The organism is Pelomicrobium sp. (assembly GCF_036803785.1).
Lineage (GTDB): Bacteria > Pseudomonadota > Gammaproteobacteria > Burkholderiales > UBA6910 > Pelomicrobium.
Map to the genome: position 1 here is coordinate 1 of NZ_DAIRTR010000064.1, position 17,219 is coordinate 17,219.

General features: G+C 62.5%; 19 protein-coding genes. 10 read left to right on the top strand and 9 right to left on the bottom strand.

Translation table 11 applies throughout. The annotated features are described in order from the left end of the window. The first annotated feature begins 215 nt into the window (after positions 1–215). Both nirJ and V7Q81_RS08975 read left to right on the top strand, forming a co-directional pair. A complete protein-coding gene (gene nirJ / locus V7Q81_RS08970; RefSeq protein WP_333842262.1) occupies positions 216–1,421 on the top strand; it encodes a heme d1 biosynthesis radical SAM protein NirJ in 1,206 nt (401 codons plus the stop codon). Positions 1,422–1,462: 41 nt separating this feature from the next. Continuing rightward, positions 1,463–3,025 carry a cytochrome D1 domain-containing protein gene (locus tag V7Q81_RS08975; RefSeq protein ID WP_333842265.1) on the top strand — a complete coding sequence of 521 codons (1,563 nt, stop codon included), beginning with the start codon at positions 1,463–1,465 and terminating at the stop codon, positions 3,023–3,025. Between the two features lie 204 nt (positions 3,026–3,229). On the opposite strand, the gene V7Q81_RS08980 is transcribed toward V7Q81_RS08975, so the two are convergent. Further along, on the bottom strand, positions 3,230–3,913 hold the full coding sequence (locus V7Q81_RS08980) for a Crp/Fnr family transcriptional regulator (RefSeq protein ID WP_333842267.1): 684 nt from the start codon (positions 3,911–3,913) through the stop codon (positions 3,230–3,232). Positions 3,914–4,280: 367 nt separating this feature from the next. On the opposite strand from V7Q81_RS08980, the gene V7Q81_RS08985 reads away from it, so the two are divergent. The 6 genes from V7Q81_RS08985 to V7Q81_RS09010 all read left to right on the top strand — a co-directional run bounded on the left by V7Q81_RS08985 (position 4,281) and on the right by V7Q81_RS09010 (position 10,092). Then, positions 4,281–5,504 carry an aromatic ring-hydroxylating oxygenase subunit alpha gene (locus V7Q81_RS08985; protein ID WP_333842269.1) on the top strand — a complete coding sequence of 408 codons (1,224 nt, stop codon included), beginning with the start codon at positions 4,281–4,283 and terminating at the stop codon, positions 5,502–5,504. 35 nt (positions 5,505–5,539) lie between these two features. Beyond that, on the top strand, positions 5,540–6,001 hold the full coding sequence (locus V7Q81_RS08990; RefSeq protein ID WP_333842271.1) for an aromatic-ring-hydroxylating dioxygenase subunit beta: 462 nt from the start codon (positions 5,540–5,542) through the stop codon (positions 5,999–6,001). 561 nt (positions 6,002–6,562) lie between these two features. Continuing rightward, positions 6,563–8,605, top strand: a complete 2,043-nt coding sequence (locus V7Q81_RS08995) for a ribonucleoside triphosphate reductase (RefSeq protein ID WP_333842273.1) — start codon at positions 6,563–6,565, stop codon at positions 8,603–8,605. 29 nt (positions 8,606–8,634) lie between these two features. Then, positions 8,635–8,832, top strand: coding sequence for an anaerobic ribonucleoside-triphosphate reductase (nrdD, locus tag V7Q81_RS09000; RefSeq protein WP_333842274.1), 198 nt, complete (start codon positions 8,635–8,637; stop codon positions 8,830–8,832). A gap of 19 nt (positions 8,833–8,851) precedes the next feature. Beyond that, positions 8,852–9,535: an anaerobic ribonucleoside-triphosphate reductase activating protein gene (locus V7Q81_RS09005; RefSeq protein WP_333842276.1), complete on the top strand. Its 684-nt coding sequence runs from the start codon at positions 8,852–8,854 to the stop codon at positions 9,533–9,535. A 134-nt stretch (positions 9,536–9,669) separates the two neighbouring features. Continuing rightward, positions 9,670–10,092: an ACT domain-containing protein gene (locus V7Q81_RS09010; protein WP_333842277.1), complete on the top strand. Its 423-nt coding sequence runs from the start codon at positions 9,670–9,672 to the stop codon at positions 10,090–10,092. A 200-nt stretch (positions 10,093–10,292) separates the two neighbouring features. On the opposite strand, the gene V7Q81_RS09015 is transcribed toward V7Q81_RS09010, so the two are convergent. From V7Q81_RS09015 to V7Q81_RS09035, 5 genes are all read right to left on the bottom strand, one after another. Next, entirely contained in the window at positions 10,293–10,991 is a 699-nt protein-coding gene (locus V7Q81_RS09015) for a succinate dehydrogenase iron-sulfur subunit (RefSeq protein WP_333842278.1), read from the bottom strand. A 15-nt stretch (positions 10,992–11,006) separates the two neighbouring features. After that, the gene (sdhD, locus tag V7Q81_RS09020; RefSeq protein WP_333842279.1) at positions 11,007–11,339 is read right to left on the bottom strand and encodes a succinate dehydrogenase, hydrophobic membrane anchor protein; all 333 of its coding nucleotides are present in this window, start codon (positions 11,337–11,339) and stop codon (positions 11,007–11,009) included. Beyond that, positions 11,336–11,713 (bottom strand): succinate dehydrogenase, cytochrome b556 subunit, encoded by a 378-nt coding sequence (gene sdhC / locus V7Q81_RS09025; RefSeq protein WP_333842281.1) that lies wholly within the window; start codon positions 11,711–11,713, stop codon positions 11,336–11,338. The genes sdhD and sdhC overlap by 4 nt, the downstream gene beginning before the upstream one ends. A 93-nt stretch (positions 11,714–11,806) precedes the next feature. Next, positions 11,807–12,034, bottom strand: coding sequence for a hypothetical protein (locus tag V7Q81_RS09030; protein WP_333842284.1), 228 nt, complete (start codon positions 12,032–12,034; stop codon positions 11,807–11,809). Positions 12,035–12,707: 673 nt separating this feature from the next. Beyond that, the gene (locus tag V7Q81_RS09035) at positions 12,708–13,280 is read right to left on the bottom strand and encodes a hemerythrin domain-containing protein (RefSeq protein ID WP_333842286.1); all 573 of its coding nucleotides are present in this window, start codon (positions 13,278–13,280) and stop codon (positions 12,708–12,710) included. Positions 13,281–13,489: 209 nt separating this feature from the next. Here V7Q81_RS09035 and fdxA point away from each other — a divergent pair, with 209 nt between their 5' ends. Further along, complete coding sequence (fdxA, locus tag V7Q81_RS09040; RefSeq protein WP_333842289.1) at positions 13,490–13,813, top strand: ferredoxin FdxA; 324 nt, start codon at positions 13,490–13,492, stop codon at positions 13,811–13,813. Here fdxA and V7Q81_RS09045 read toward each other — a convergent pair. The 3 genes from V7Q81_RS09045 to V7Q81_RS09055 form a co-directional block, all read right to left on the bottom strand. After that, on the bottom strand, positions 13,810–14,538 hold the full coding sequence (locus V7Q81_RS09045) for a Crp/Fnr family transcriptional regulator (RefSeq protein WP_333842291.1): 729 nt from the start codon (positions 14,536–14,538) through the stop codon (positions 13,810–13,812). The two genes, fdxA and V7Q81_RS09045, sit on opposite strands and share 4 nt — an antisense overlap. A gap of 141 nt (positions 14,539–14,679) precedes the next feature. Next, positions 14,680–15,165, bottom strand: coding sequence for a hypothetical protein (locus tag V7Q81_RS09050; RefSeq protein WP_333842293.1), 486 nt, complete (start codon positions 15,163–15,165; stop codon positions 14,680–14,682). Further along, complete coding sequence (locus tag V7Q81_RS09055; RefSeq protein ID WP_333842296.1) at positions 15,162–16,388, bottom strand: NnrS family protein; 1,227 nt, start codon at positions 16,386–16,388, stop codon at positions 15,162–15,164. Before V7Q81_RS09055 ends, V7Q81_RS09050 begins: the two co-directional genes overlap by 4 nt. A 149-nt stretch (positions 16,389–16,537) precedes the next feature. On the opposite strand from V7Q81_RS09055, the gene V7Q81_RS09060 reads away from it, so the two are divergent. Further along, positions 16,538–17,219, top strand: a 682-nt coding sequence (locus V7Q81_RS09060) for a B12-binding domain-containing radical SAM protein (protein ID WP_333842299.1), incomplete at its 3' end; no start/stop codon positions are given.

The following is a 17,219-nucleotide window of genomic DNA, read 5'->3' on the forward strand; positions in this document are numbered from 1 at the left end:
GGTCCATGGGCGCCGGCGCGACGAGGTGGAGTGCCAGGTAGAAGCCATCGCCCAGCTGCTGGGGGACGCCTGCCGCGGGCACGAGGTGCTCTATAGCGTGCGCATTCTGAAGAAGACGGGGCTGCGCTTTTGAAACGCAGGGTTTGATCTGGATCAGCATCGGGCCGGCCGCCTGCGCTTACCCTTCACCGTAAGGAACGCTTCCCGAGACACCCATGTTCCGCCTGACCCATTACCTGCGGGAAATCCGCCAGCCGACCCCCCCTTCTCCGCCCGCCTCGCCTGCGGGTCCGGTGGTGATCTGGAACCTGGTGCGGCGATGCAACCTTGCCTGCCGCCATTGCTACTCCATCTCCGCGGACCGGGATTTTCCCGGGGAGCTCTCCACCGCCGAGGTGTACCGAGTGATGGACGACCTCAAGGCCTTCGGCGTGCCAGTGCTCATCCTCTCGGGCGGCGAGCCCCTGCTGCGGCCCGATCTCTTCGACATCGGCCGACGAGCCAAGGCGCTCGGCTTCTACGTGGGCCTATCCAGCAATGGCACCCTGATTGACCAAAAATCGATCGATGCCCTGCAGGCGGTGGGTTTCGACTACGTGGGCATCAGCTTGGACGGCATGCGCGAGACCCACGACCGGTTCCGACGCATGCCGGGCGCCTTCGACCGGTCCCTTGCCGCCTTGCGCCTGTGCCGCGATCGGGGACTCAAGGTGGGCATGCGCTTTACCCTCACCCAGGATAACGCCGCCGAACTGCCGGCGCTGCTGCGGCTCATGGAAGAGGAAGGCATTCCCAAGTTCTATCTCTCCCATCTCAATTACGCAGGACGGGGCAACGTGAACCGGGCGGGGGATGCCCGCCTGGAGACCACCCGCTGGGCCATGGACCTGCTGCTCGCCACTGCCTGGCAGCATCTGGAACGGGGGCTGGCAAGCGAGTTCGTAACCGGCAACAACGATGCCGACGGCGTCTACCTGCTGCTCTGGACCCGGCGTCGGTTTCCCGCGCGGGAAGCCCATCTACGGGCCAAGTTGACCCAATGGGGCGGCAATGCTTCGGGGCTGCATATCGCCAACATCGACAACCTGGGCAACGTGCACCCGGACACCTTCTGGTGGGACTATTCCCTGGGCAACGTGCGGGAGCGGCCCTTCTCCCAGATCTGGCAAGACCTCTCAGATCCCCTGATGGCAGGGCTCAAGCGCCGCCCGCGCCCCGTGAAAGGGCGCTGCGGCGCCTGCCCCTATCTGGACGTGTGCGGAGGCAATACCCGCGTGCGCGCCTGGCAGCTCACCGGCGATCCCTGGCAGGAAGATCCAGCCTGCTATCTCACGGACGAAGAGATCGGGCTCCAGGCCGGCGGCGAACGGCTCCAGGTCACGGCCTACTCCCGGGCCACCCGCCGGCAAGGGCTGCGCTGAGCCGCTTTCTCCATCCAGGAGTCCGAGCACCGTCATTTCTTATGCACCGAGCCCCTGCCCTCGCTTTCGCCACCTTGGTGCTTTCCTGGCTCTGCGCGGCCCCGTCCCAGAGCGCGCAAGACGATAGCGCCGAGCTCTACCGGCGGCACTGCGCCGCTTGCCACGGGGCTGAGCGCCTGGGAGGCAAGGGGCCGGCGCTGCTGCCGGAAAACCTCTCCCGTCTGCCAAAAGGGGAGGCCGAGCGAGTCATCGCCCAGGGACGCGCAGCGACCCACATGCCGGGTTTCGCCGGCACCCTCACTGCGCTAGAAATCGCGCGTCTTGCCGACTACGTGTACGCACCGCCCCGCGTGCAGCCCGTGTGGGGTGAGAACGAAATCGACGCCTCTCGGATCGTCCACCGCCCGCCGCAGAGCCTTCCCCCGGCACCGGTCCACCGGGCCGATCCCCTGAATCTGTTTGTGGTGGTGGAAACAGGAGACCACCACGCCACTATCCTGGACGGCGACCGCTTCGAGCCGATCGTCCGCTTTTCCACCCGCTTCGCCCTGCACGGCGGCCCCAAGTTCTCCCCTGACGGCCGCTTCGTCTACTTTGCCTCCCGGGATGGCTGGATTTCCAAGTACGACCTCTACGGTCTTAGCTGGGTGGCCGAAGTCCGCGCCGGGATCAACACCCGCAACCTGGCTCTGTCCAGCGACGGGCGCTACGTCATGGTGGCGAACTACCTACCCCATACCCTGGTGGTCCTGGACGCGCAGGACCTGCGCCTGCTCAAGGTAATCCCGGTACAAGACGGCAAGGGAAGAAGCTCCCGCGTCTCTGCCGTCTACGACGCCGCGCCCCGCAGGAGCTTCGTTGCCGCCCTGAAGGACCTCAAGCAGATCTGGGAAATTCCCTATGCCGAAAACACCGCTGCAGTCTATCGCGGTCTGGTGCACGACTACCGCATGGGCGAAGCGCTCGCCGAACAGGAGCCCTTCCCGGTACGAGTCACCGAGCTGGACGATTACCTGGACGATTTCTTCTTCGATCCGAGCTATGCATATGTCATTGGCGCTTCGCGGGACGGCTCGAGGGCCCAGGTGGTTAACCTGGACGTGCGGCGCAAGATCGCGGACCTGGACTTGCCGGGGCTGCCCCATCTCGGCTCCGGCATCGCCTGGACTCGGGCCGGCCGGCCGGTGCTCGCCACCCCCAATCTCAAACAGGCACTGGTGAGTGTCATTGACATGGGGAGCTGGAAGGTTGTCAAGCAGATCGAGACCCTGGGCCCGGGGTTCTTCCTGCGCAGTCACGAAGGGACACGCTACGCCTGGGTAGATGTGTTCTTCGGGCCGCACCGGGACGCGCTGCACGTAATCGACAAGGAAAGCCTGGAGATCGTCGCCACCCTGCGACCCGCGCCCGGCAAGACGGCCGCCCACGTGGAGTTCACCCGAGACGGAGGCTACGCTCTGGTGAGTGTGTGGGAAAACGACGGCGCCTTGGTGGTGTACGACGCCGAGCGTCTGCAAGAGGTCAAGCGCCTCCCGATGAACAAGCCTTCTGGGAAGTACAACGTCTACAACAAGATCACCCGCTCAACGGGAACTTCCCATTGACGGCGCCCGGCTCGACCTTTTCCTCACCATCAGGTAAGCCCGTCTATCGGTGGCTCGCGTTGTTCGCTGCGCTTCGGCTTGCGCTCAGGCTAGGAAACGGGGCCTTGCGTCGCAGGGCTACGCTTTGGCTGGAGGTGGCGCCCCGGCAAGCCACTGAATGACGGCATAGGGCGCATTGCGCTTCGCTTCACCCGCCCCGCGAAGCTACCGGTCATAGGCGCGCAGCTTCTCCACCTCCTTGATAGTGATAGTGCGGCCCTCCACCTCGATCAGCCCGGCCGCGGCGAGATCGTGGAGGATGCGGGAGAAGTGCTCCGGCGTGAGGTTCAGGCGAGAAGCAATGATCCCCTTGCTCGCTGGCAAGGTGACTTGAAAAGGACCCGCCACGGGCTGCGCCTGCTCGTCCCGCAGCAGATAGCCGATGACCCGCTGGGTACCGGAGCGCAGGGAGTAGGCCTCCACGTCCCGCACCAGCTTGTGCAGGCGCCAGCTCAAGCCCGCCAGCATCCTGCGGGCGAAGGCCGGATGTCGCTCCAGCTCTTCGAAGATCGCCGCCTTCGATACATGCAAAAGCAGGGAGTCGGCCAGCGCCTGGGCCGAAACGATGTAGGGCTTGTCCATGAACATCAGCGCCTCGCCGAAGGTCTCGCCGGGCCCGATGATGTCCACCACTTTTTCGTCGCCTTGGGAAGAAATGAACGAGAGTTTCACTTGCCCGTACACCAGGGCATGGATGCCGGTGCAGGGATCGCCCCGCTTAAAGAGCGTCTCTCCCCGCAGGACGCGGACCTGCTGGGTAGACTGGGCGACGCGCTCGATTTCTTGCGGCTCCAGCTCGCGGAATAAGGGCAGGTTCGTCAGAAAAGCGCGGGTATCCAGGGGCTTCACGACGCGATAGATCGGCTGATTGGGCTGCGCTGATTATGTCCCAAGGCAAAGGGGGGCAAAACCCCTGCCTAAAGCACAAGGACTGGTTTCGAGCCCCCGCTGGTCCCTTCCTGGCCGGCGGGTGCGTTGCGCTCTTTCTTCGCCTTTACGCTGCGCCGGCACCACCCGTGTGCCCCACGGTTTCGTGAGGTCGTTTCCAGAAGAAACGCCTTCACCCCCCTCCTCCTTTGGCCGGGCCGCGCGCGTTTAAAAATCATAGACCTAGGTTGCCCTCGACACCAGGCACGGCCTATGCTTCGGCGACGTTTAACCACACTGCTAGTGTGGTCATTGAGTCCCGTTCTCATTCCATTCAGAGGAGGCAACCATGGCACGAACCACTTCAGAGTGGCTGAAGCGACCCAAGCTTCCCCCTACCCACTACGTGGATCCCATCATCTATTCGAGCGAGGAGATCTTCGAAGAAGAGAAGGAAAAGATCTTCAAGAAGGTGTGGCATCTCGCGTGCCACGAAAGCGAACTGCCGAATCCCTACGACTACCGCACGTACCGTCATCCAGGCGGGACTCCGCTCGTGATCGTGCGAGGCGAGGACGGCAAGGTGCGCACCTTCTACAACATCTGCCCCCATCGGGGAAACCTGATCGTCTACGAGCCATCGGGCAGCTCCAAGTACTTGACCTGCATCTTCCACCAGTGGGCATTCAATGGTCATGGAGATTGCGTTGACATTCCTCGGGAGAAAGACGGCTATCAGGACCGGCTGTGCAAGGCGGACGTGGCGCTCAAGGAGGTGCGCACTGAGGTCGCTTACGGCGGCTTCGTATGGGTCAACCTGGACGACAACTGCGAACCTCTGTCCAGCTACATCGGCGAAGCCCTGGACTACATGCTGCCGGAGCTCACCGCGGAACCGATGGAGACCTTCTGGTATTACCAGGCAACGCTCAACACCAACTACAAGCTGATCCACGACACCAACAGCGAGTTCTATCACGATTACCTGCACATCTATAACCGCATCACGGGCATGCTGGATCCCAAGTCCGGCTACTTCCAGCGCAAGTACACCGCTTATCCCAACGGGCACGCCACGGTGGGCTCCATGAACGTGAACTACGGGGCCTATGCCGGCAGCGGGCATTCCACAGACCTGGGATGGCCCCATCTGCCGCCGAAAGGGTGGAAGCTCGTCGACCTGTTTCCGGCGATCACCCTCAACCTGCGCACCTCGGTGCTGCGCATCGACAGCTACATTCCCCTCGCGCCCAACAAGGTGCTGCTGGAGTTCCGTGCTCTGGGCCTGAAGCGGGACACGCCGGAAGAGCGCCAGCAGCGGGAACGGGACGCCGCCACCATCTGGGGCCCCTTCGGTCGCAATCTGCACGAAGACCTGCTCGCCTCTTCCGGTCAAGGCATCGCCATGGCCAGGGATTCCCAGCCCATGTATGTGCTGCAGGCCCGCGAAGAAAACGCCACCATTCACGACGAGATCGGCATGCGTCACTACATTGCCGAGTGGGGGCGGCGTATGGGTCGCAGCCCTGCCCTGCCGATGCTCAAGGACGAAGCAGCCGCCCGGGTGGCTTGAAGTCCCGTACGCCATTGGAATCAAGGAGGCTCATCATGACCGTGGAACGCTCTCGTATCGAGGAGTTTATCTACACCACCTGCATGCTCATGGACGAGCGGGATTTCTCTGGGTTCATGGCCTTGTGTGATCCCGAGTTCCGCTACCGGCTTTCCGCCTACAGCCCAGAGATCCACAAGGAGATGACTTGGCTCGACCGTGACCGCAAGGAATTCGAGGAATTCCTGCTCAAGATGCTGCCCAAGCACAACAGCGACCGTTCGCCCCTCACTCGCAACGCCATCGTCTACAAGGTGGAAATGAACGGCAGCACCGCCAAAGTCACATCGGCCCTCCAGATCTTCAAGACCCAGCTGGACGGCGGCGCGACTAGCCTGTTCGCGGTAGGCAAATATGTGGATACGGTAGCCGTGGAAGGCGACGAGCTGCGGCTCAAGGAGCGATGGGTGAAGCTAGACACGCGGGACTTGGGTTGGGGCTACCACGTCCCGTTTTGATTCACGAGCCGGCCGACCCGTCAGTCCTTGATCGTGCTCGCCCTGACCACTCGGATTCGAGCGGGCCGGCTGGGCCTGCTGGATTTCCTTGCCCGCCTGACTTGTACACGGGTAGCGCAAGGCGCCAGCAGGCAGCCCGATTGCGGCGCTACCCATCCCGCAATCACCGGTTCACCGGCATCTCCACCTGTTAACTGCTCCTAGGGCGCGGACCGGGGGGATCCGCTGGCTCGGCGCCCGGGGATCCCCGTGAATCAATCCACGCCACGATGCCGTATTACCCCCGCCGGTTTTTGTCAGCGCGAGCGCTGCGCGCTGCGGCGGCCACCCCGAATTCACAGGCGCCCCGGACACTCCTCGGCCTACCGGGGATCGGCGTCATCCCGTGCCGCGACGAAGCTTAATCCAGATCAAAGAAAACGGCCCGCCCTTCCGTCTAACCTACCCGACACCACAAAAAGATGTGTATCTTCCCAGTCAGACCACTATATTTTGTGGACTGGGAGGAAGAAGGCGCATTAGACCGAATCCAAACTCACTGGTGGATCGCCAAGACAGGTCATGACTACCCCGGAAGAAAGCCACCAATTCCTGCAAGCGGTGCCTCCACCGCACAGCGTGATCAAGCGCGACGGCCGGATCGCGCCCTTCGACATCGCCAAGATCCGGTCAGCCATCGCCCGTGCCGGAGAGGCCACGGGTGAGATCGATCGGACAGACGCTGAGCGGCTCGCCGCCCAGGTGGTTAAAGTCCTCTCCTACAAGTATCCGCAGCAGTCGCCCCAGATCGAGGCCATCCAGGACGTGGTGGAACAAGTTCTCCTCACCAACGATTATCTTAAGACCGCTCGGACCTACATCATCTACCGGGAAAGCCACCGGCGGCTTCGCCAGGATCGCAAGGCCATGGTGGACGTAGAAGCGTCTATCAACGAGTACCTGAGCCGCCTCGACTGGCGCGTGAGCGCCAACGCCAACCAGGGCTATTCCCTGGGCGGGCTTATCCTCAACGTCTCCGGAAAGGTGACCGCTAACTACTGGCTGAACCACGTCTATCCTCCCAGGATAGGCGAGGCCCACCGCGACGGCGACCTCCATATCCATGATCTTGACATGCTGTCGGGCTACTGTGCGGGCTGGTCGCTGCGCACCCTGCTTCAAGAAGGGCTGAACGGCGTTCCAGGCAAAGTGGAAGCGGGCCCTCCCAAGCATCTGTCGAGCGCGGTGGGTCAGATCGTGAACTTCTTGGGAACGCTCCAGAACGAGTGGGCCGGTGCTCAGGCCTTCTCTTCCTTCGATACCTACCTCGCGCCCTTCGTGCGCGCAGACCACCTGCATTACGAAGAGGTAAAGCAATGCATCCAGGAGCTCATTTACAACTTGAACGTACCGTCCCGCTGGGGCACGCAAACCCCTTTCACCAACCTCACCTTCGACTGGGTTTGCCCCGAAGACTTGCGTGCTCAGGTGCCCATTCTCGGCGGTCGGGAAATGCCCTTCACCTACGGCGAGCTACAGGCCGAGATGGACATGGTGAACCGAGCCTACATCGAGGTCATGATGGCTGGGGACGCCAGGGGGCGGGTCTTCACCTTTCCTATTCCTACCTACAACATCACTCCGGACTTCGACTGGGATTCGCCCAACGCTGCGCTCCTGTTCCAAATGACGGCCAAGTATGGGCTGCCCTATTTCCAGAACTTCGTCAACTCCGACCTCAAGCCGCATATGATCCGTGCCATGTGCTGCCGACTGCAGCTGGATCTGCGGGAGCTATTGAAGCGCGGAAACGGCCTGTTCGGCAGCGCCGAGCAGACTGGCTCGATTGGTGTAGTGACCATCAACTGCGCGCGCCTTGGCTATCTCCACAAGGGCGACGAGGCCCGCCTTTTCCAGAGGCTGGATGAGCTGCTGGAGTTGGCCAGCCAGAGCCTGGAAATCAAGCGCAAGGTGATCCAGCGCCACATGGACGGCGGGCTTTTCCCTTACACCAAGCGCTACCTGGGAACCCTGCGCAACCACTTTTCCACTATAGGCGTGAACGGGGTGAACGAAATGATCCGCAACTTCACCTCCGATGCCTACGACATTACCGACCCTCGAGGGCACGCGTTCGCTTGTCGGCTCCTGGATCACATCCGGCTGCGGATGCTTCAGTTCCAGGACCGGACCGGTCACATGTACAACCTGGAAGCCACCCCCGCAGAAGGGACCACCTACCGCTTCGCCAAAGAGGACAGGAAGCGCTTCGGCGAAACGATCCTCCAAGCGGGGACGCGGGACATGCCTTATTACACCAACTCCACCCAGCTTCCCGTGGGTTTCACCGATGATCCCTTCGAGGCCATGGCGCGACAAGAAGAGCTGCAGAGGAAGTACACTGGCGGTACTGTGCTGCATCTGTACATGAGCGAACGGCTCTCCTCCGCCGAAGCTTGCAAGACGCTGGTGCGCCGCGCCCTCACCCGCTTCTCCCTGCCCTATGTCACCGTGACGCCCACCTTCTCCATCTGCCCGAAGCACGGTTACCTGGCGGGCGAGCATAAGTTCTGCCCGCGCTGCGACGAAGCGCTCATCGCCCGCAAGCGCCGGGCGAACGTTTGATTCTTTGTTGAGCACAAAGGAGTGAAAGCATGGACGATGTCGCGAACGGAAAACGCCCGCAAGTCGCGGAGTCCATTGTCCTCGAGGACTGGGAGCGTCAGCCCTGCGAGGTGTGGACCCGGGTCATGGGCTACCACCGGCCGGTCTCGAGCTTCAACATTGGCAAGAAAGGCGAGCACTACGAGCGCAAGTTCTTTCTCGAAGACCGCATCAAGCTCCCCAGCTGAGCGGCGAACCCGCATCGCGGTGGGCGGGCTCGTCCCGTTCACCGCGACAGACTACCCAGGCAAGCTTGCGGCGGTGGTTTTCTGCCAGGGCTGTCCCTGGCGCTGCCCCTACTGCCACAATCCGCACCTTCTCCCCCCGCGCGGAGAGAACGAAGCAAGCTGGTGGGAAATCGCGGGGTTTCTGGAGCGCCGCAAGGGACTGCTCGACGCCGTGGTATTCAGTGGCGGTGAGCCTACCCTCCACCCCGGTCTGCCCGATGTGGTAAGGGATACGAAAGCTCTGGGTTTCGCCGTGGGGCTGCACACAGCGGGAATCTATCCGGCGAAATTCGAGAGGCTCTTGCCTTGGCTCGATTGGGTAGGGTTCGACGTCAAGGGGCCGTTCGAAGCCTACGAAGCCGTGACCCGGGTTTCGGGAAGCGGCGCCCGGGCGCTCGCCAGCCTGCGCCTGCTGCTCGCGAGCGGCACCGCCCACGAGGTCCGCACCACCGTCCACCCGGCCTTGCTGTCCGAGACCAACCTCCTGAAGCTCGCTCATCGTCTAGCGCGAATGGGCGTGCGCCACTATGCTCTCCAAGCCTTTCGCGCTCAGGGCTGCGCCGATCCGGCGCTCGCCCGCGCTGAAGCAGGATTCTGGCCATCGCCGGCTTTGCTTCAGACGATCGGGCGCCTATTCGACACGTTTGTAGTGCGCGAAGCTTGACGGGGGGACATCCAGACTGAGGAAGACTTGCTCAAATGAAGTGAACGCACGAGGGGGACGGCTGCGTGCCTGGAATTTGCCTGCCGCACGGCCGTGGCCTAAATTTAAATAAGAAGCAGACCGCGGGAGGATGCATGGATCTTCTTGTCGAGCTTGTCGATGTATGGGCCGCCAGCATGCCGGACAGGCCTGGCGCCCTGGCGGCGATGCTTGCCCTCTTGAGCCAGGCGGGCGCAAACCTGCAATTCATCATCTCCCGGCACGCTCCGGAAAAGCCCGGGACCGCGGTGGTATTCGTGACACCCTTGCAAAGCGACAGGGAAATTCGCGCTGCCGCAACCGTGGGATTTAACGTTACCCACTGTCTGCATTCCGTTCGAGCGACAGGCCAGGACCGTCCGGGGATCGCCGCGACGCTCACCCAAAAGCTGGCTGAGGCGGGAATCAACCTTCATGGGTTCTCCGCCCCCGTCATCGGCACCCAGTTCGTCGCTTACGTGGGCGTGGACACGCTGGAGGAGGCGAGGAAGGCGGTGGAAATCCTGAAGAAAGCCTGAGGTGCCATTCGCCACCAGAAGGGCCGCCTCAGCCGAACGCTAACCGATGCGGCGCGGGCAAGCTGCAGGGGCGCGCGTTAAAAGCACTCGTATGTCAATGCAAAGCGGCACCGCGCGGGAAGCGCGGGGCGGCAAGTTTTTGGTGATACTCGCAACCGGCTTATCCATCTCATGGGGAACAAGGTGCAGCGGCTCCTGCCTCATAGCGCCGCTCCTACCATTCGCTGCTTGATTCGCTCGATGGCGCGCGCCGGGTTGAGATGCTTGGGACAGACCTCGGTGCAATTCATGATGCTGCGGCAACGAAACAGGCGATAAGCCTCATTTAGATGATCGAGGCGCTCCTCGGTGGCCCGATCGCGGCTATCCTCGATGAAACGCAACGCCTGGAGCAAGGTGGCAGGGCCGAGGAAGCGGTCTGGGTTCCACCAATAGAATGGACAGAAACCCGAGCAGCAGGCGCATAGGATGCACTCGTATAAGCCCTCCAGGCGGGCACGCTCTGCAGGCGACTGCAGTCGCTCGTACTCGGGCGGAGGCTCTTCGGCAATGACGTAGGGCTTGATGGAGCGGTACTGTTCAAAAAAACGTGTCATGTCCACGACCAGATCCCGGATCACCGAAAAGCCGGGTAAGGGTCGCACTTCTACCGGTTCGCGCAGTCCCGCGAGCGGAGTGATGCACGCGAGACCGTTGCGGCCGTTCACGTTCATCCCGTCGGATCCGCAGACCCCCTCGCGGCAGGAGCGGCGATAGGCCAGGCTGTCATCTTGGGTCGCACGAATTCGCTCCAAAGCATCGAGCAGCATGCGATCCGTGGGCTCCAGCTTGATTTCGTAGCGCTGCATGCGCGGGCGTGGGTCCTTGTCTGGAATAAAACGATAGATCAGGAATTCCACATCAGTCTCCGTACGTCAAATCCCGAGCAAAGATAAGACAATAACTAAGACGATCGCCGCCAGAGCGATTGCCACCAGCGTCAGGGCACTGAGGCGCAGCGAGGCCGGGCGGACGTAATCGAGAATGACGTCGCGTAAGCCGACCCACACGTGCAAGGCGAGTGCAGCGGTGAAGAGCAGACTGAAGAGTCGCATCGGCTCGGTGAGGAGCCATGCTCTCCAGGCGGCGTAGTCCATGGGCTGAGACAAACTCCATCCGATCAATGCGTAAAACAAGAAAATCAGCATGTACACCGCGCTCAAACGTTGCGCCAACCACGCGCCGAGTCCGCTGGAAATCGTCTTCACAACACGGCCCCCAGAACAACCAACGCCAACAGTATGCTTAGCAGATTCACTGACCATGCACTCACCCGAGAAGCCGCGAGGGAGGATCCGAGCCCAATGTCCATTAGCAGATGACGTACCCCCGCCAAAACGTGATGGGCAAGGGCCCACAAGAACAGTACTGCCAAAGCTTTTCCGCAAGTCGAATGCAGGAAGCGGGCAATGGCCTCATACCCGGACGGATCCTCCAAAGAGCGCCGTAGCGCATAAGCCGCTACAGGTAGCCCAAGCGCCAGGAGAACGCCAGAGAGGCGATGGGCGAACGAGCACATCGCCCCGACGGGGTAGCGCAGCCGAAACAGGTATAGAGCACGGGGACGAGGGGTCTGAGACATGACGAGCCTGCCCAATAAGCCAACATTGCTCGAGCGCCCGCGGTCAAAACAAAGTCTTCGGTGGCGGGCGATTGCTGTGAAAACGGGGCTTGCTCATCGGAAGGGGGCCGCCAGGGAGCGTGCCGTGCTCCACGCCAGCCAGAACTTGAAGGCGCAGTAGGACCGAATGAACGCGGGCCGATATTCCCGAGTGCTGGCGTAGTGGCTCTGGTCCAGTACCGCCCGTCGATAGATTCCCATGGTACGGTGCACCCACGCTTGCGCGGAGGCCATTCCATCCCGTTGTACGAGAAATTCGATGCGCTTGCGCTCCGCAGCCAACGGATCCTGCGCGTGCCTCAGCTGTGAACTTTTTTCTGGCTCCATGAGTCCCGCTCACCCCTACCACAAAGGACGCTGGCGCCTGCGAGAAAGCGCAACCGCCCCCTGGCGAAGGCTGGGTCAGTCAGTGGATCTACTGGGGCAGCCACGATCCCCATGCGAGGTCGGGCAACATTGAATTCACTCATGATCGCGACGTCTCACCCATTTCGTGATCAACTTTAACGTAGTGTTACCGCGCCTATCAGCCCAGAGATTCCCAGTCCCGACACGCTCGAGCGCCGGGGAGTCCTGTCGCCGGCCGTCTTCAACACCACGTGCGGCCATTGGCGATGCTGATGCAAGGCAGGGTTAGGCAGCTCGCTCTTACGGGCTCTCTCCGCGATGCGATAGTGCATGCCGCAATAGGGGCATGTGGCTAGCGGCTGGTTCAGCACGTCCAGGAAGACCCTGGGATGCCACGACCAGAAGAGCATCACAGAACTTGGGCAACACGCAGGTAAGTCGCTGGCGGAGAGCTCGATCACGTGATCCAACTTCCATACGCCTCTTGAAGCTGTTCCGTGCGGATCAGTAAGCTCTCGACGTGCCGGAAATTGCGGTCCATTGCCCTGCCGGGATCGCGCATCTGCAGTAGGCCCGGCTGGGCTCCCGAGCAACGAGACGCTGGTTTTCAACTCTGGGCCAGAACGCAATCGCATCCCACCTCCCCGGCGATGTGACGATGAAGCGCGAGATAGCGCTCCGCCACCCGGCTTCCGAAAAGTGGGTCGGCGGCATAAGGAACCCGCGCGTCGATGTCACGCCAGTCCTCGGAATTCAGAACCCGTTCCGTCAGCGGAAACATCTCGGCTTCTTCCATGTCAAGATGCACACGAAAATGCCGGATATACGCACGGGCGGGCTCGAGTAGATGCTCCCGCGGCAGCACTGCACCAGCCACCACCGCATCTAGCATCTCCCGTAAGGCGTGTCCACTGCTGGCGATCGCGCGGTGCTGGCGGTGGAGGTCCCGCGCCAGGCCAGTAGTACCGGGATCGCGGCTGACGATCCGATCCAGGGCCAGGTCTTCTTTCGGATGATGGAACAGGTCCGGATAGTGAGTCATGTAATGAACCACGTCCAGCATGAGGTCATAGTTCGGCTGGCCAGCGTTGCCGAGGGTGTCGACTTGCTCTTCCAGCACGTCGAGAAGCCGCCGGAAATTGCGGTGTTCCTGGGCCCAATGATGGGTTTGGCGAGTCATGGCATGCACCTGCTTTCAAACATCAGTCTGGATTCCGCGATCCACTCCCTCGTGACGATGGAAAGTATAAGCACCGGCTGAGACGTATGGTATGACGTAGATCATGCAATCCACTCGATAGACAGCGCTATGCTGAGGCTCGTAAATCACTGCAGTACTTCCGTCCGTTTCGAATACAGGGCAGATAAGCGCAGACTAGAGGATCGTCCATGACCTATGTTGTGACCGAAGCTTGCATCAAGTGCAAATACACCGACTGCGTGGACGTGTGCCCGGTGGATGCCTTCCGCGAAGGGCCAAATTTTCTGGTCATCGACCCCGACGAATGCATCGACTGTACCTTATGCGTTCCCGAGTGCCCCGTGGCGGCTATCTACGCGGAAGAAGACGTCCCCGCTGACCAGCAGGACTTCATCGCTCTCAACGCAGATCTGTCGAAGCACTGGCCCACAATCGTAGAGAAAAAACAAAGTCCTCCTGACGCAGAGCGCTGGGCTGCCGTGCGCGTGAAAAGAGCGCTGCTCGAGCGCTAACCCAGGTCGCCCCTTGGAGAAGCAGGTTGCGCGCCGCTGGCGATCCGGCGCAGCATGTCCATACGCAGCACTTCCAGTACTGGAGCGCTCCCCCGTATCCAGCCGACCTTTTGCCATCGGCTCATGATCCGGATCACGGTTTCGGTGCGTGCGTTGACTAATTGGCCGATCTGCTCGCGGGTCAGGGCGGGGCGTATGCAGACCTGCCCGCCCTCGGCCGTTCCGAGCCGTTCGGCCAGATAGAGAACTAGGGCCGCTACGCGCCGTGGAACGCTGCCTGCGCTTACAAGCTCGATTTTCCGCCGTAACAGAGCAGCATGGTCGGCGAGGGTTCGGTTTACGGCCGCAAGCAGTGTGGGCTCCGTCTCGAGCGTGCGCAAGAACAAAGCGGACGGAACGAATACCAGCTCAGTCTGATCACAAACCGCCACCGCGTCCGCAGGCGCGAGCTGGCGGTAAAGAAGCGGGATCGCGCACAGAGCGTCTCCCGGTCCGAATAAAGCCACCATGCTCACTTCCCCGGCAGCGCTCACTTGCTGAAGCGCCACCAACCCATCGACGATTCCGATGAAGTGGTGTACGTGCTCGCCTCGCCGCCACACGCACTCTCCAGCGCTTACGCGCCGCAGCTGCGCTGCTGAGGCGAAGGACTTTATGGATGCGAGGCTCAGACCCTGAAGCGGGGCAAGCGCTTGTAAGCAGGAAACGATTCGTGCATCTGCCACTGGCCTCTCCTTCCGGGAGCGCCATCACCGGTGCTGCCCATCGGTGTGCCGGTGTCTACCCGGGATTAAAGCGCAGGTCCTGGACAGGCACAAATTCGCCGTCGGCTGGTTCCGCTCTGCGGCCGGGACCCGGCGCATCCTTCAACCAAATGGCAGCCAACCGTGGCTTCCCGCCACAGCGCCGGCGATGGTGACGAGGCTCGCCGTCAGCAAGATCCAGTGCAGTCCCTGAACTAGCCGAAAGGTGCCCTCCGGGTCGCGCCTTGCGCGCGCGAGAAACCAGCGGTGCAACCACAGGGGCTCCAGCACGAACAGCATGAGGGTGAAAAGCGCCCATACCGCCACCATGGCGTGCATCCACCAGAACTCGGCCGCACCGAACCGGCTCCACGCGCCTAGAGCATGAACCAGGTAAAACCCGCTCAGGCCGGCAATCAAGGTGGTGATCCGGGCTTGGACAGCGAAGCGGCTTTCGATCCGCTCGAAGAACTCCACGCGCTCCTCGGGTCGTCTTAGGCGCCGCACCGCCGGCAGCAGCACGGTGGTCACCATGGCGACGCCGCCAATCCAGAGCACCACCGCGAGAACGTGGAGCACCCGCGCGAAGACGAGGGATTCGACGCTCATCCCGGCCGCCCGTCCACCCGGGGAAGGAAATAGAACGGCACGTACCGCCACGCCCACGCCCCGAAGGAGGCAAGCCACAGCAGGGCCGCGGCCGGCATGAGCCACGGGGCCCCGGGCGCCAGGTCTGCCGCCACCCGCAGCACCGCGCTCGCCAGCACGCCTAGGAAGCAGCCGAACGTGAGCCGGTCTGCCACCAGAGGCCGCCCCGAATGGCCGAGGGAGACGCGGGAGACCATGGCCATCAGCATGGCGGAGAAGTAGCCGATCGCGAGCAGGTGCAGGGGGGCGAGTCCCAGCACCGCGCGCCCGCCCAGCCAGACGAGGCCCTGAAGTACATGCAGGGCGAGGGCCAGAGCCAGCACCGCGAAGGCGATGTGCAGCATGGAAAGGAGCGGCACGGGCAGGCTGCGCCAGCCCCGCCACGCTACCAGCAGGTAGAGGACCACCGCCAGCATGACGCCATCCGGTATCCAGGTCCAGGCGGTGAGCCCCGCGAGCTCCAGCACTCCGTGGACCACCGATCCGGCGGTGAACAGCGGCACGCTCCAAGACGGTCGCACGACGGGATAATCCGGCAGCGCCCGGCTGGAAAAAAAGGGGATCATGCGGTGGCTCACGTTGAAGAACAGGGGCAGCAGGAAGAACCATATCGCCCCGATACGCGCGAGACGGAAAAGAGACACCTCCCCGCTAGCAAGCCAGGCGAGGACGCTGGCGTGCAGGAGGAACCCGACGGCAGTCAAGGTGAGCACGACGAGGGGATAGCGCCGGTCGGGACGCGTCGTGCGGCGCACGAGATCGAACAGCCCGCTCCAGGCGAGCGCCCAGCCGGCCAGGGCGAGCCCTGTCCCCCAACGCAGAAAAGCGACCCCCGCCGTCGCACCGACATAGGTGGCAAGCGCCCCCGCCAGCATCAACCCGGCGGCCGGTACATAGCACGTCCGGGGAATGCGCCCTTCCCCCAGCCAGTTGGGTACGGCGGTCATCAAGAAGCCGAAGATGAAGAAGGGGAATACGCCGTAGAGCATGACATAAGCGTGCAGCCATCCCGGAGGCACGGCCCAGGCGGGGGGAGAAAACCAGCCTACGTAACGCGCGCCCAGTTCCCCCATCCACCAGCCCATAGCGGCGATGAGCTGCACCGCTCCGGCAAAAAACCAGGTGCGGTGGGGCGCGGCGGTGAGATGCAGCACGGCCATGGACGAGGCAACGCATGAAGCCAAGAATTGGTCTCATTCTATCCGCTAACGTCCCATCCCGTCCGCCCCGCGCAACGATCTTTTGATCGAGATCAAAGAAGCGCGAGATTTCGGGGTTTGCGGGCCCGAACCGTATTGCCCTTCCCTAGCCCTTTGGCTAGCCTCTGCCTCCGATGCGATTGCTGCTCATCAACCCCCGCTATCCCGAAAGCTTCTGGAGCTTCCGCTGGGCGGTGGACCGGGTGCTGCCGAAAAAGCGCGCCGTCAATCCGCCCCTGGGACTCGCCACCTTGGCTGCCCTCACCCCGGATCACTGGAAAGTGACCATCGTGGATGAGAACGTGGAGCCGCTGCCCCTCGCGCCCGAAGCGGACTTGATCGGCGTCGCCGGCATGGGAGTGCAGTTCGCCCGGCAGCAGGAGCTGCTCCGCTATTACCGGGCCGCCGGCTACCGCACGGTGGTGGGGGGTAGCTACGCCTCCCTCGTGCCGGAGCGCTACCTGGAGCTCGCGGACACTGTGGTGGCGGGGGAGGCGGAATATATCTGGCCGCGCTTTTGCGCCGAGCTGGAAGCAGGGCGAGCCGAGCGGCTCTACCGCGAGACCGGCGTAGTGGATCTGCGCCACTCGCCCACGCCCCGCTTCGACCTGCTGAAGCTCGACCGTTACACCACCGCCACGCTCCAGATCTCTCGGGGCTGTCCATACCTGTGCGAGTTCTGCGACATCATCGTCATGTTCGGCCGCAAGCCCCGCTACAAGACCTTAGCCCAGGTGGAGCGGGAGCTGGACGCACTGCGTGCCCAAGGGGTGCGCAACCTGTTTTTCGTCGACGATAACCTGATCGGTCATCGAG

Coding starts and splice junctions, on each gene's coding strand:
- nirJ (WP_333842262.1), top strand. CDS start 216: ATGTTCCGCCTGACCCATTACCTGCGGGAAATCCGCCAGCCGACCCCC.
- V7Q81_RS08975 (WP_333842265.1), top strand. CDS start 1,463: ATGCACCGAGCCCCTGCCCTCGCTTTCGCCACCTTGGTGCTTTCCTGG.
- V7Q81_RS08985 (WP_333842269.1), top strand. CDS start 4,281: ATGGCACGAACCACTTCAGAGTGGCTGAAGCGACCCAAGCTTCCCCCT.
- V7Q81_RS08990 (WP_333842271.1), top strand. CDS start 5,540: ATGACCGTGGAACGCTCTCGTATCGAGGAGTTTATCTACACCACCTGC.
- V7Q81_RS08995 (WP_333842273.1), top strand. CDS start 6,563: ATGACTACCCCGGAAGAAAGCCACCAATTCCTGCAAGCGGTGCCTCCA.
- nrdD (WP_333842274.1), top strand. CDS start 8,635: ATGGACGATGTCGCGAACGGAAAACGCCCGCAAGTCGCGGAGTCCATT.
- V7Q81_RS09010 (WP_333842277.1), top strand. CDS start 9,670: ATGGATCTTCTTGTCGAGCTTGTCGATGTATGGGCCGCCAGCATGCCG.
- sdhC (WP_333842281.1), bottom strand. CDS start 11,713: ATGTCTCAGACCCCTCGTCCCCGTGCTCTATACCTGTTTCGGCTGCGC.
- V7Q81_RS09035 (WP_333842286.1), bottom strand. CDS start 13,280: ATGACTCGCCAAACCCATCATTGGGCCCAGGAACACCGCAATTTCCGG.
- fdxA (WP_333842289.1), top strand. CDS start 13,490: ATGACCTATGTTGTGACCGAAGCTTGCATCAAGTGCAAATACACCGAC.
- V7Q81_RS09050 (WP_333842293.1), bottom strand. CDS start 15,165: ATGAGCGTCGAATCCCTCGTCTTCGCGCGGGTGCTCCACGTTCTCGCG.